The following is an 11,328-nucleotide window of genomic DNA, read 5'->3' as shown; positions in this document are numbered from 1 at the left end:
CCCCACACCCGCCCTGTACCCCGGCGAAGGCCGGGGCCCAGGTACGGTGCCGCCACGATAGCGCGCCCCATCCGCAACATCCCAACTGGACCCCCGCCACCGCCGGGGTACCCGATGTGGCGGGAGTCCGGCTGTCCACGGGATGACACCCTCCTCGCCCGTGGCTCAGCGCTCCCGTCTGCGCGGAAGCACGTGCCTACAAGGGAGGGAATATCAATCTTCGGCGGCCCTCGCTGGGGCGCCCAGCAAGCGAGAAGCTTCCGTTATTGGAAGTCCGCTTTCTGTTGGGACGTAGATGACGTTGGCATCTTTCGCATCGATCGCCTGGATCTGCAGGTAACGCAGATATCCCTCGGGGCCTCCCAAGCTGTCCTGCAGGATACGGTTCGCTCGTGCAGCGCCCTCGGCGCGCAGGACTTCGGCGTCGGCAAGAAGCCTTGCACTTTCCAGCTTGGCGCGTGCCTCAAGGACGGCCACCTGCCTGGTGGATTGCGCCTCGGCCAACATGGCTCGACCCGCGGCTTCTTGCGAATAGACTTTGTACGCAGGCCAGCCAGCTAACCAGCCGGCGAACACCACAAACAATAGTAGAGTGGCACAACCACCCAATTTCACGCCATCCTGATTCAAAAACGCCCCCCCCCTTTTTCGATGGTTCTTCTCAACGGGTGAATTGGAATTCATCCTGAGGAATGGTTCAGCGGGCCCAGGCGCCCCGCGACAGCGGCATTTCGCTGCCTCAAGCGCCCGCCTTCGACTTGCGCATGAAACGCTTCGGGCAATCTCGCGACTGACTGGGCGCGCGGACTCGAGCCCCCATTGATCCGGCCCATCCCCGCCGCTATCTCCCCCATGCGGCGACCACGTTCCCGCCCCGCCAAAGGGTATCAAGACCGGCACGGCCCGGCACCTCGTTCGTACGGAGGTTGCCTTGGCTTGGATCGTTCTCATCATCGCGGGTCTGTTTGAGGTCGTCTGGGCCTCCGCCATGAAGCAGTCGCACGGCTTCACCCGCCTGTGGCCCAGCGTCGTCACCATCTCGGGCATGTTGGTGAGCTTCGGCCTGCTCTCCTGGTCGATGAAGTCGCTGCCGCTCGGCACCGCCTATACGGTGTGGACCGGGATCGGCGCGGTCGGTGCCTTTGCGATCGGCATCCTGGTGCTGGGCGAATCCGCCAGCCCCATGCGCCTGATCGCCGCCTTGCTGATCGTCAGCGGCCTTGCGCTGATGAAGCTCGCCGGAAGCTGACCGGCCGGCGCGGCTGTCCTACATCGGCGCCAGCTGCTTCACTGGCGCCATGTTCGCCACCTTCCTTTTTCCCGTCCCCCGAGCGGCCCGCCGGCACCGCTGCGGCGTGTCGCCTTGGCCTAACCTTAGACTAACTTTCCGATCCGCAGCGCCTGGCGCGCGACGTGTGTGGCATTCCTGCACGAACCGCATGTCGCATGCGAAGAACCCCTGTTACGAGGGTTGACAGCCGGCGCGGGTACCGTAGCCTGCACGCAACTTCCGCATTCGTCAGCCGCCGGCACCAATAGTCCGGAGGCGCTGGCGAAGGCGGGACACGACTTGCCATCACAGGCGAGCGGTAAGGAGAGGAACGATGATGCTGACGATGTTGCTCGCAGCGGCGGTCGCTGCCGCACCCCAGCCGCAGGACGCAGCCCTCGGCCGCTGGAAAGCCGAAACCAAGAACGGAATTGTCGAGATCAGCCGCTGCGGAGAATCGATCTGCGGCCGCCTGATCAGTTCCGATCACCTGCGCACCGATCCCACGCTCAAGGACGTCAAGAACAGCAATCCGGCGCTTCGCAGCCGGCCGCTCAAGGGGATGCAGATCCTGGGCGGGTTCAAGTCCAACGGCAAGGAATGGGTCGACGGCACGATCTACAATGCCGACGACGGCAAGACCTATAGCGCCAAGGTGACCCCGGTCGGCGCCAACCAGCTCAAGGTCCGCGGCTGCGTCTTCGTCCCGCTCTGCAAGACGCAGACCTGGACCCGCGTCCGCTAACTTCGCTTCGCATCAACCGTCAGGAAAGAGCCAAATGTCCCCTCGTATCAAGTCTTCGCTGCTCGCCGCTGCTCCGCTGTGGCTGGTCGCCTCCAGCGGCGTCGCCCATGCCCAGGCCTTCTACCTCCAGGAACAGTCGGCTCGCGCCGCCGGCCGTGCTTTCTCGGGTGAAGTTGCCGACACCGGCCCGCAGTCGCTGTGGTGGAACCCGGCTGCCATCGCCGAGATGGACAGCGCCGAGGCCTCGATCGCGATCTCCGCGATCCTGCCGCGTGGCAAGGTGGTCGACGACGGCACGGTGATCGTGCGCCCGGGCCAGCCGCCGGCGCCGATCGGCGGCCAGTCGGTGTCCAAGAACCCGATCAACAACGGCTTCCTCCCCTCGGGCGCGGTCGCCATGCCGCTCAACGAGCGGGTCTCGATCGGCCTGGCGGTGACCTCGCCGTACAGCTTCACCACCAACTATGATTCGGACAGCTGGGCCCGCTACAGCGCCGACAAGACCCGCCTGCGCACCATCGACATCCAGCCGTCGATCGGCGTCGCCGTCACCGACTGGCTGCGCGTCGGCGCGGCGCTGAACGTCGAATACACCGATGCGGAGCTCGGCAACGCGCTTCCGAACCTCTCGGCCGCGCTGCCGGACGGCAAGCAGGTGCTGAGCGGCGACGGCTGGGACTTCGGCTGGACCGCCGGCGTGCAGATGCACAATGATTGGGCGACCGTCGGCATCAGCTACAAGTCGGCGATCGAGCACACGCTGAAGGGCAGCCTGGAAGTGAGCGGCCTCGTCGGTCCGCTCGCCGGCCAGAACCGCACGCTCGACGGGGTGAAGGCGAAGTTCAAGACGCCCGCGCAGATCATCGTCGGCGGCCGTTTCCGTACCACCGATGCACTGACGCTCAACGTCCAGGGCATCCGCTACACCTGGGCGGACTTCGATGCGATCCGCCTCGGCTCCCCGATCAACTCGGCGATCCCCGAGAACTACCGCAACACCTGGAGCCTGGCCGGCGGCTTCGACTATGCCGCGACCCCGGACCTGACGCTGCGCGCCGGTGTCCAGCGCACGCTGACCCCGACCCGCGACGGCGAACGCGACGCGCGCGTGCCGGATTCGAACCGCTGGAACTTCGGTGCCGGTGGCTCCTACAACATCAGCCCCAGCTTCACGATCGACGCGGGCGCCAACTATGTCGCGTTCAAGGACGAGACGATCGACCGCATCACCGCGGCCTATGCCGGCACGCCGGTGCAGACGCCGGTCGTGACGGACGGACGGCTGGAAGACGCCTATGCGCTGATCTTCACCCTCGGCGGCCGCGTCCGCTTCTAACCACGCCGGGCGCGCATCGTCCCCACCCGGGGCGGTGCGCGCCTGTCGATTCGAAGAGCTGCTGGTGCCCCGGGAGAGACTCGAACTCCCGACCTGCGGTTTAGGAAACCGTTGCTCTGTCCTGCTGAGCTACCGGGGCCACGGCCAACCCACTAAGTTTGCGCGGGTTGCCCGTCAACGCAGGACAAGGCTTGCGGCCCGCCAACCAAGTAGCCGCCTGCACTTCTTTGCTGCGATCTAGTCGCTGTCCGGCCGATCCAGACGATGCTAGGGGGCGATACTGCCTCTGCTGGACATTCTCGACATGACCGAACCCGCCTCGCTGATCCCGTTCGGAAATGAGGGACTGGACCAGATCCTTCGCGGCGGCCTGCCGACGAACCGGCTCTACCTGCTGGAGGGCGCGCCGGGTTCGGGCAAGACGACCTTGTCGCTCCAGTTCCTGCGCGAAGGTGCGCGGCGCGGCGAGCGGGCGCTCTACGTGACCCTGTCCGAGACCAAGGAAGAGCTCGCGATCGTCGCCGCCTCCCACGGCTGGAGCATCGACGAGTTCGACGTCTTCGAACTCAGCATGGCCGATGAGGTGCTGGGCGTCGGCCGCGAGCAGTCGGTCCTCTATTCCTGGGAGATGGAACTCGGCGAGACGATCAAGCTGATCGAAGCCGAGGTGGAGCGCGTGAAGCCCTGCCGGGTCGTGTTCGACAGCCTGTCGGAGATGCGGCTCCTCGCCCAGGATCCGCTCCGCTACCGGCGCCAGGTGCTGGCGCTCAAGCAGTTCTTCGCCGGCCGCGACACGACCGTGCTGCTGGTCGACGACCTTACCGCCTCGCGCGACGGCGGCGACGGCCACCTCCACAGCCTGTGCCACGGGGTCATCACGCTGGAACGGCTGACGCTGGAGTTCGGCGCGGCACGCCGACGCCTCCAGGTCCAGAAGCTGCGCGGCATCGACTTCGTGGCGGGCTTCCACGACTTCACCATCCGCAAGGGCGGCCTCGACATCTACCCGCGGCTGATCGCTGCCGCCCACCAGCGCGCCACCGTCGGCGAAGCGATCCCCAGCGGGGTCCCGGAGCTCGACGCGCTGCTGGGCGGCGGGCCGCTACGCGGCACCTCCACGCTCATCACGGGCCCTGCCGGCACCGGCAAGACGACGATCGCTCTGCAATATGCCTATGCCGCCTGCGAACGCGGCGAACGGGCCGTGATCTATGAGTTCGACGAGCGTATCGGCACGCTCCTGGCCCGCGCCCGCGCGTTCAACCTAGATCTCCAGAAGCACATCGACGCCGGGCTGCTGATCGTGGAGCAGATCGATCCGGCCGAGCTGTCGCCGGGCGAGTTCGCCGCCCGCGTGCGCCGCCGGGTCGAGGGCGACGCGGCGCAGGTGATCGTGATCGACAGCCTCAACGGCTATCTCGCCGCCATGCCCCAGGAACAGCAGCTGGTGCTGCAGATCCACGAGCTGCTGTCGTTCCTCAATCAGCAGGCGGTCGCAACCTTCCTCATCAACCCGCAGGAGGGGTTGGTGGGAACAATGCAGTCGAGCATCAACATTTCCTATGTTGCCGACGCGGTGCTGCTGCTGCGCTTCTTCGAGGCGGATGGCCGCATTCGCAAGGCGGTCTCGGCGCTGAAGAACCGCGCGGGGCAGCACGAGGATGCCATCCGGGAGTTCCGCGTGGATGCCGAGGGCGTCCGGGTGGGGGAACCCCTCACGGCGTTCCAGGGGGTCCTCACGGGCACACCGGAATATGTCGGCGAGCGTTTGCCCCTGATGGAAAACCGCGAACGTGGGGCATAGGACCGCCGCGGAGGGCCATCGCGTCCTGGTGGTCGCGCCGTTCGGGCGCGATGCCGAAGCGGTCGTGGGGTTGCTCCGGGACCAGCGCTATGACGCCGATGCCTGTGCCGACCTGAACGCGGTTGCAGAGCGCCTCGACGAACATGTCGGCGTAGTCCTGCTGACCGAGGAGGCGATGCGCTTGGGCACCCACGCCCTTCGGGCGGTGCTCGCGGCCCAGCCGAGCTGGTCGGACATTCCGTTCATCCTGCTCGCGGCGCGGCAGCGCAGCAGGGGAACCGGCTCGGAGGAACTCCGCGCGCGCCTGCTGGAGCTGACCGGCAACGCCATCGTGCTCGAACGGCCGCTGAGCGTCGCCTCGCTGCTGAGCGCGACCGATTCGGCGATGCGCTCCCGCCAGCGCCAGTTCGAGACGCGGGACCGGATGCTCGACCTGGAGGTCAGCCGCACGGCGCTGGCCGCCAGCGAGGCCGAGTTGCGCCGGATCGCGGACGCCCTCCCCGTGCTGATCGCCTTCGTCGACCGCAGCGGACATTATCGGTTCGGCAACCGCGCCTACGAGGACTGGTTCTACGTCTCTCCGGAGGAGATCATCGGCCGCCATGTCCGCGAGGTGCTGGGCGAAGACGCCTATCACATCCGCCAGGCGGACATCCGGCGCGCGCTGGCTGGAGAGACGGTGCGGATGGAGGTCCCGACGCCGCACCGCGACGGGCGCCGCCGCGATACCGAGATCCGCTACCTTCCCCGCCGCAATGCGCAGGGGGAAGTCGACGGTTTCCACGTCTTCGGCATCGACATCACCGATCGCAAGCAGACCGAAGAGCTGCTTGCCGAGCGCGTCGCGGAGCGGACCGCGGCGCTGCAGGCGGAAATGGAGAACCGTGCCCGGGCCGAAGCCGCCCTGCTCCAGAGCCAGAAAATGGAAGCGGTCGGCCAGCTGACCGGCGGGATCGCGCACGACTTCAACAACATGTTGACCGGCGTCATCGGCGCGATGGACATCATGAAGCGCCGGATCGCTGCCGGCCGGACCGACGACCTGGAGCGGTTCATGGACGCCGCCGCGACCTCGGCGCAGCGTGCGGCGGCGCTCACCGCCCGGCTCCTCGCCTTCTCGCGCCGCCAGTCGCTGGACACGAAGCCCATCGAGATCAACGGGCTGATCGCCTCGCTGGAGCAGCTCCTTCACCGCTCGACCCGGGAGAACATCACGCTCCACGTCGCGCTTGCGGACGATGCGCTGTGGGCGGAAACCGATGCCAACCAGCTCGAGAACGCGATCCTGAACCTCACGATCAACGCCCGCGACGCGATGCCCGAGGGCGGGCAGCTGACGATCGAGACGCGCGCCGTCGAGCTGGACGAAGCCTATGTGGCGACCCGGCCGGACGTGCAGCCCGGCCGCTATGTGGTGATCGCCGTCTCCGACACGGGCGTCGGCATGGCGCCGGAGCTGGTGCAGAAGGTGTTCGACCCGTTTTTCACCACCAAGCCGATCGGCCAGGGGACCGGCCTCGGCCTCTCCATGGTCTATGGCTTCGTACGCCAGTCGGGCGGGCAGGTCCGCATCCACAGCCAGGCCGGGGCGGGCACGACCGTGTCGCTCTACCTGCGCGCCGTCGAGGCACAGCCCGAGCACGACTCCGCGGCGTCCAGCCGATCGGTGTCTGAAGGGAACGGACAGACCGTCCTCCTGGTCGAGGATGATCCCTCCGTCCGTCTGCTCGTGCGCGAGGTGCTGGAGGAACTGGCCTATGTGCCCATCGAGGCGGAAGAGCCCAATGCGGCGATCGCCGTCCTGGCATCTGACCGGCACATCGATCTGATGGTCTCCGACGTGGGGCTGCCGGGCATGAACGGCCGCCAGCTTGCCGAAGTCGCCCGCCAGCACCGCCCCGAACTGCCGATCCTGTTCGTGACGGGCTATGCCGAAAATGCCGCGATCCGGGCCGACTTCCTCGGCACCAACATGGCGATGATCACCAAGCCGTTCGCGATCCAGGAGCTGTCGGCCAAGATCCGCGAGATGCTCGGCTGAGGGCTTAGTTGCGGGCGCTGGGCGGAACGACCGGCAGGGGAAGCGGCGCGACCGGCACCCCCTCCTCGACCAGAGCGCGGGCCTCCTGAGGCGTCGCCTGGCCGTGAATCGGGGCCGTCGCCTCCTCGCCCAGGTGCATGGCGCGCGCCCGGTCGGCAAAGCGGGAGCCCACCCATTCGGAGCCTTCGAGCGCCTTCTCCTGCGCCTTGGCAAGCGCGGCGAGAGCGGCCTTCATCGGATCGGCACCCGCCGCCGTGCGCTGGTTGCCCTTGGCGGCGACGTTGGGCGCCATGACCGCCTTCTCGACCGAGGCGCTGTCGCACAGCGGGCAGCGGACCAGCCCCCGCTCCTTCTGATCGGCGTAGTCGGCGCTCGACCCGAACCAGCTCTCGAAGACGTGACCGCCGTCGCAGCGAAGATCGAAGACGATCATGCGACGCGCTCGACCGGCGGGATCGCGCGTCGATGCCGCAGCACCGGCAGACGCTCGCGCACCTCCCGAAGCATAGCGCGGTCGAGTTCGGCAAAGCCCAAGCCGGGTGCGTCGCCCATGTCGAGCAGCATCGTGCCCCAGGGATCGACCACCAGCGAATGGCCATAGGTCTCGCGGCCGTCCGCATGCACGCCCGTCTGGGCCGCGGCGATCACGAAGGCAGCAGCCTCGATCGCGCGAGCCCGCAGCAGCACGTGCCAATGGGCAGCGCCCGTCGGGCGAGTGAAGGCAGAGGGCACCGCCAGCAATTCGGCACCCGCGTCGCTCAGCGCCCGGTAGAGGTCCGGGAAGCGCATATCGTAGCAGATCGAGAGGCCAAGCGGCCCGGCGGGAGTGTCCACCACCACCGCTTCGTCGCCAGGCGCATAGGCGGCGGATTCCTGCCAGCGTTCGCCGCTTGCCAGCGCGACGTCGAACAGATGGAGCTTGTCATATCGAGCGCGGACCATGCCGTCCGGCCCGATCATGAAGCCGCGGTTCGCCAGTTTACCGTCAGGACGGCGGATCGCCAGCGAGCCGAGTTGAACCCACACGCAATGCTCCGCCGCGGCGGCCCGGACGGCCGCCAGCACGGGATCGCCGGCCTCGTCGGCCAGGACGGTTGCCGCCCTGCTCCGGTCCCGATCGATCAGGCCGGACATCTCGGGGGTGAACAGCATGGCGGCGCCCCCGGCAGCCGCCTGCGCCACCGCGTCCGTCAGCACCGCCGCATTGGCGAGCGGGTCGATCCCGCTCGTCATCTGCAGCAGGGCAATCCTCATTGTGCGAGCAGCGGGTCCAATCCCCCCTGCCGGTCCAGCGCGGCAAGATCGTCCGATCCGCCAATGTGGCGACCGTCGATGAACACCTGCGGCACGGTGGTGCGGCCGTTCGCCCGCTGCAGCATCTCCGTGCGGCGCTCGCCGCCCATGGTGATGTCAAATTCCTCGAACCCGGCCCCCTTGCTCTCCAGCAGCCGCTTCGCGCGGGTGCAGTAGGGGCAGAAGGCCTTGGTGTAGATTTCAATCTTTGCCATGCGGCCTGAGGTGTGTCGGCGGGACCCGCTTGTCAATCATGCGCCTCGTCCAGCACGCGCGCCCAGCACAGCACCGTCACCTCGCGAGCGCCTGCCGCAAGAAGCTTGCGTGCACAGGCGTTGGCGGTCGCGCCGGAGGTGTAGACGTCGTCCACCAGCACGACGGACTTGCCGGCGACCCGCGGCTTACCCGAGCCCGGGACCGCAAAGGCACCCGCCAACACCTTTGCGCGTTCGCGCCGCCCGAGGCCGCGGAGGACGGGCGTCGCCCGGGTGCGAACCAGCAGATGAGGATCGGCTGGAATGCCGCAGAGCCGCGACAGGGTTCCTGCGACCAGCGCCGCCTGGTTGTAGCCGCGCGACCACAGGCGTCGCCGATGAAGCGGCACCGGCACCAGCAGTTCGGCGTCCGCGGGCATCAGCCGGGCCATCAATCGTGCCATGGTTTCCGCGGCGGCGAGCCGGCCGCCATATTTCAGCTTCAGGGCGACGTCGCGCGCGACCGGACCATAGGCGACCGCTGCCCGGGCACCGGCATGGGCGGGCGGTGCTGCCAGGCACGCGGCACAGCGGGCGTCCTCGCCTCGGTCATGGTCGAACGGCAACGCACAGGCGGCACACCATGGCGGGCCCAGGAACTGGAGGCCGTCCCAGCAGCGGACACAGAAGCGATGGTCGGCCTCCGTCACCTGCCCGCACGCGGGGCAGCGCGGCGGCAGTGCCAGCGCGATGCTGCCTCGGACTAGGGCGGCGACGGCGTTCACGGCCATCCTTGTCGTCGCGTCCGCGAAGGCGCACAAGCGCCCGCGTGCAACCGCCAGAGATCTTCCATCGCGCCGCGCGCCGCCTGCGCCGCGACCGTATCGCCTCTCGCTTCGGCGAGTCCGACTTCCTGCGCCGCTTCATGATCGAGGGGTTGAGCGAACGACTCGATGCGGTCACCCGCGAGTTCGCCGACGTGCTGGACCTGGGCTGTTTCGATGCGGGACTGGCGCTTCCCGGCACCCGGATCGTGCGCGCCGATCCCGGCTTCGCCTTCGCCCGCGCGGCAGGCGGCGTGCAGTGCGACGAGGATCGGCTGCCCTTCGCGGACGGCTCCTTCGATCTGGTTGTGTCGGCGGGAACGCTGGATCAGGTCAACGACCTTCCGGGGGCGCTGAGTCTGATCCGCCGGGTTCTGCGGCCGGACGGGCTGTTCCTGGCCGCCTTCACGGGCGGAGGCACGCTGTCGACGCTGCGCGGAACGCTGATGGCAGCGGAGCAGGAACGGCCCGCTGCGCGCGTTCACCCGCAGGTGAACCTGCAATCCGCGGGGGACCTGTTGATGCGGGCGGGCTTCGCGTTGCCAGTGGCCGACTCCGAAACCCTAAACGTGCGCTACGCGAGCTTCGGCCGCCTGATCGAGGACTTGCGCGGCATGGCCGGCACCAGCCTCCTCGCCGACCGCGCGCCGCTTTCCCGGACGACGCTGGCCGAAGCTGCCGCACGCTTCGGCGAACGCGCCGATGCGGGCGGGCGCGTGTCCGAGCAGTTTGAGGTGATCTATCTCACCGGCTGGGCGCCCTCCCCCGACCAGCCGAAGCCGGCGCGCCGCGGCAGCGCGACCGTATCGTTGGCAGAGGCGCTACGGCCCAAGCACTAGGCTCAGACCAGCGCCTCCAGCAGGCCGATGAGGGGACGGTCTGCGGGCGGCATTTCCAACCGGTGCAGTTCCACCGGCCGGACCCAGCGAAGCGCGGTGGCATGCCGCGCCTCGACGACGCCGGACCATTTGCGCAGCGCGTAGAGCAACAGCAGCAGGTGCCGCTGGCCCAGCGGCTCACTGGCAAAGGTCGCGGGCGCCAGGCACGATCGCTCCACCGTGATGCCGAGCTCCTCGTGCAACTCACGGATCAAGGCCGCCTCCGGCAGTTCGCCCGGTTCCACCTTGCCCCCGGGGAACTCCCACAGACCCGCCATCGGCAGCCCCTGCGGTCGCTGCTGCACCAGCACCCGGCCATCGCTGTCGACCAGGGCCGCAGCGACGACCATCAACAATCCTGCGCCCGTTCCACTCAGCATTTCTTTACCCGCCGCGCCTAGCCTCTCGTCAGAAGCGAGCGAAAGACCAGCGTATGCGTGTCATTGCAAGCCTAGCCCGCAGGCTGCTGCGCGACCGACGCGGTGCCACGATGGTCGAATATGCGCTGATCATCGCGCTCATCGCGCTTGCCGCGCTGGCGACACTCACTCCTTTGTCACGGCAGGTCGTGGGTATGTGGGACCATGCGGACGAGGAAGTGTCGGATGCCGTTCAGCGCTGATCCTGCCGATCGCGCGTCTGTCCCTAAACCCTTTTTCAACGAACAGGCGGATAGAGCAACGGATGCTGCACCGGGTCTCACCCGGATCAGCCGGGTATGTTGAAGCACGAATGTTGGAGATCCCAATGCAGAAGATCCGCACCTTCCTGAAGAACAACAAGGGCGCCACCGCGATCGAATATGGCCTGATCGCAGCCCTGATCGCCGTTGCCGCAATCGCTGCGATGTCGGGCTTGGGCGACTCAATCAAGGGCACTTTCGAGAACGCTAGCACCGAAATGAGCAAAGACCGGTCGTAATAATAAGAGGGGGGGGGGGCGG

General features: G+C 67.8%; 14 protein-coding genes and 1 tRNA gene. 8 read left to right on the top strand and 7 right to left on the bottom strand.

Features of this window, described 5'->3' with window-relative positions; translation table 11 throughout:
- Positions 1-213: 213 nt before the first annotated feature.
- The gene (locus tag MHZ35_RS10550) at positions 214-684 is read right to left on the bottom strand and encodes a membrane protease subunit (RefSeq protein ID WP_239435551.1); all 471 of its coding nucleotides are present in this window, start codon (positions 682-684) and stop codon (positions 214-216) included.
- A gap of 247 nt (positions 685-931) precedes the next feature.
- Between MHZ35_RS10550 and sugE the strand changes: the two genes are divergently transcribed.
- The 3 genes from sugE to MHZ35_RS10535 all read left to right on the top strand — a co-directional run bounded on the left by sugE (position 932) and on the right by MHZ35_RS10535 (position 3,351).
- Entirely contained in the window at positions 932-1,249 is a 318-nt protein-coding gene (gene sugE / locus MHZ35_RS10545; RefSeq protein ID WP_239435550.1) for a quaternary ammonium compound efflux SMR transporter SugE, read from the top strand.
- Between the two features lie 358 nt (positions 1,250-1,607).
- Positions 1,608-2,015 carry a DUF2147 domain-containing protein gene (locus MHZ35_RS10540; protein WP_125961083.1) on the top strand — a complete coding sequence of 136 codons (408 nt, stop codon included), beginning with the start codon at positions 1,608-1,610 and terminating at the stop codon, positions 2,013-2,015.
- 34 nt (positions 2,016-2,049) lie between these two features.
- Complete coding sequence (locus MHZ35_RS10535; RefSeq protein ID WP_239435549.1) at positions 2,050-3,351, top strand: OmpP1/FadL family transporter; 1,302 nt, start codon at positions 2,050-2,052, stop codon at positions 3,349-3,351.
- Between the two features lie 62 nt (positions 3,352-3,413).
- Here the strand turns inward: MHZ35_RS10535 and MHZ35_RS10530 are convergent.
- Positions 3,414-3,490 (bottom strand) — tRNA-Arg (locus MHZ35_RS10530).
- A gap of 165 nt (positions 3,491-3,655) precedes the next feature.
- Here MHZ35_RS10530 and MHZ35_RS10525 point away from each other — a divergent pair.
- On the top strand, positions 3,656-5,155 hold the full coding sequence (locus MHZ35_RS10525) for an ATPase domain-containing protein (protein WP_239435548.1): 1,500 nt from the start codon (positions 3,656-3,658) through the stop codon (positions 5,153-5,155).
- Positions 5,145-7,196 (top strand): PAS domain-containing protein, encoded by a 2,052-nt coding sequence (locus MHZ35_RS10520; RefSeq protein ID WP_239435547.1) that lies wholly within the window; start codon positions 5,145-5,147, stop codon positions 7,194-7,196. The genes MHZ35_RS10525 and MHZ35_RS10520 overlap by 11 nt, the downstream gene beginning before the upstream one ends.
- A gap of 4 nt (positions 7,197-7,200) precedes the next feature.
- Here the strand turns inward: MHZ35_RS10520 and MHZ35_RS10515 are convergent, their stop codons facing one another.
- Genes MHZ35_RS10515 through MHZ35_RS10500 form a run of 4 tightly spaced genes read right to left on the bottom strand, consistent with a single transcriptional unit; the run spans position 7,201 to position 9,474 of the window.
- Positions 7,201-7,629: a DUF1178 family protein gene (locus tag MHZ35_RS10515; protein WP_239435546.1), complete on the bottom strand. Its 429-nt coding sequence runs from the start codon at positions 7,627-7,629 to the stop codon at positions 7,201-7,203.
- On the bottom strand, positions 7,626-8,450 hold the full coding sequence (locus MHZ35_RS10510; RefSeq protein WP_239435545.1) for a carbon-nitrogen hydrolase family protein: 825 nt from the start codon (positions 8,448-8,450) through the stop codon (positions 7,626-7,628). Before MHZ35_RS10510 ends, MHZ35_RS10515 begins: the two co-directional genes overlap by 4 nt.
- On the bottom strand, positions 8,447-8,704 hold the full coding sequence (gene grxC / locus MHZ35_RS10505; protein ID WP_239435544.1) for a glutaredoxin 3: 258 nt from the start codon (positions 8,702-8,704) through the stop codon (positions 8,447-8,449). Before grxC ends, MHZ35_RS10510 begins: the two co-directional genes overlap by 4 nt.
- 32 nt (positions 8,705-8,736) lie before the next feature.
- A complete protein-coding gene (locus MHZ35_RS10500; RefSeq protein ID WP_446741043.1) occupies positions 8,737-9,474 on the bottom strand; it encodes a ComF family protein in 738 nt (245 codons plus the stop codon).
- Positions 9,475-9,512: 38 nt separating this feature from the next.
- Between MHZ35_RS10500 and MHZ35_RS10495 the strand changes: the two genes are divergently transcribed.
- A complete protein-coding gene (locus MHZ35_RS10495; protein ID WP_239435542.1) occupies positions 9,513-10,346 on the top strand; it encodes a class I SAM-dependent methyltransferase in 834 nt (277 codons plus the stop codon).
- A 2-nt stretch (positions 10,347-10,348) separates the two neighbouring features.
- On the opposite strand, the gene MHZ35_RS10490 is transcribed toward MHZ35_RS10495, so the two are convergent.
- A complete protein-coding gene (locus MHZ35_RS10490) occupies positions 10,349-10,735 on the bottom strand; it encodes a (deoxy)nucleoside triphosphate pyrophosphohydrolase (protein WP_239435541.1) in 387 nt (128 codons plus the stop codon).
- A gap of 83 nt (positions 10,736-10,818) precedes the next feature.
- Here MHZ35_RS10490 and MHZ35_RS10485 point away from each other — a divergent pair, with 83 nt between their 5' ends.
- Both MHZ35_RS10485 and MHZ35_RS10480 read left to right on the top strand, forming a co-directional pair.
- Positions 10,819-11,007 carry a Flp family type IVb pilin gene (locus MHZ35_RS10485; RefSeq protein ID WP_239435540.1) on the top strand — a complete coding sequence of 63 codons (189 nt, stop codon included), beginning with the start codon at positions 10,819-10,821 and terminating at the stop codon, positions 11,005-11,007.
- A 125-nt stretch (positions 11,008-11,132) separates the two neighbouring features.
- Positions 11,133-11,306: a Flp family type IVb pilin gene (locus MHZ35_RS10480; protein WP_239435539.1), complete on the top strand. Its 174-nt coding sequence runs from the start codon at positions 11,133-11,135 to the stop codon at positions 11,304-11,306.
- The last annotated feature ends 22 nt before the right edge of the window (positions 11,307-11,328 follow it).

It is taken from the genome of Sphingomonas sp. ACRSK (assembly GCF_022346685.1).
GTDB classification, from domain to species: domain Bacteria; phylum Pseudomonadota; class Alphaproteobacteria; order Sphingomonadales; family Sphingomonadaceae; genus Sphingomonas; species Sphingomonas molluscorum.
The sequence above is the reverse complement of the archived record's forward strand: the minus strand, read 5'-3'. Positions and strand labels throughout refer to the sequence as shown.

What these genes read in the sequence shown, in the direction of transcription:
- MHZ35_RS10550 (WP_239435551.1), bottom strand. Translation starts at nt 684, where the DNA reads ATGAATTCCAATTCACCCGTTGAGAAGAACCATCGAAAAAGGGGGGGG.
- MHZ35_RS10540 (WP_125961083.1), top strand. Translation starts at nt 1,608, where the DNA reads ATGCTGACGATGTTGCTCGCAGCGGCGGTCGCTGCCGCACCCCAGCCG.
- MHZ35_RS10535 (WP_239435549.1), top strand. Translation starts at nt 2,050, where the DNA reads ATGTCCCCTCGTATCAAGTCTTCGCTGCTCGCCGCTGCTCCGCTGTGG.
- MHZ35_RS10525 (WP_239435548.1), top strand. Translation starts at nt 3,656, where the DNA reads ATGACCGAACCCGCCTCGCTGATCCCGTTCGGAAATGAGGGACTGGAC.
- MHZ35_RS10515 (WP_239435546.1), bottom strand. Translation starts at nt 7,629, where the DNA reads ATGATCGTCTTCGATCTTCGCTGCGACGGCGGTCACGTCTTCGAGAGC.
- MHZ35_RS10510 (WP_239435545.1), bottom strand. Translation starts at nt 8,450, where the DNA reads ATGAGGATTGCCCTGCTGCAGATGACGAGCGGGATCGACCCGCTCGCC.
- grxC (WP_239435544.1), bottom strand. Translation starts at nt 8,704, where the DNA reads ATGGCAAAGATTGAAATCTACACCAAGGCCTTCTGCCCCTACTGCACC.
- MHZ35_RS10500 (WP_446741043.1), bottom strand. Translation starts at nt 9,474, where the DNA reads ATGGCCGTGAACGCCGTCGCCGCCCTAGTCCGAGGCAGCATCGCGCTG.
- MHZ35_RS10490 (WP_239435541.1), bottom strand. Translation starts at nt 10,735, where the DNA reads ATGGTCGTCGCTGCGGCCCTGGTCGACAGCGATGGCCGGGTGCTGGTG.
- MHZ35_RS10485 (WP_239435540.1), top strand. Translation starts at nt 10,819, where the DNA reads ATGCGTGTCATTGCAAGCCTAGCCCGCAGGCTGCTGCGCGACCGACGC.
- MHZ35_RS10480 (WP_239435539.1), top strand. Translation starts at nt 11,133, where the DNA reads ATGCAGAAGATCCGCACCTTCCTGAAGAACAACAAGGGCGCCACCGCG.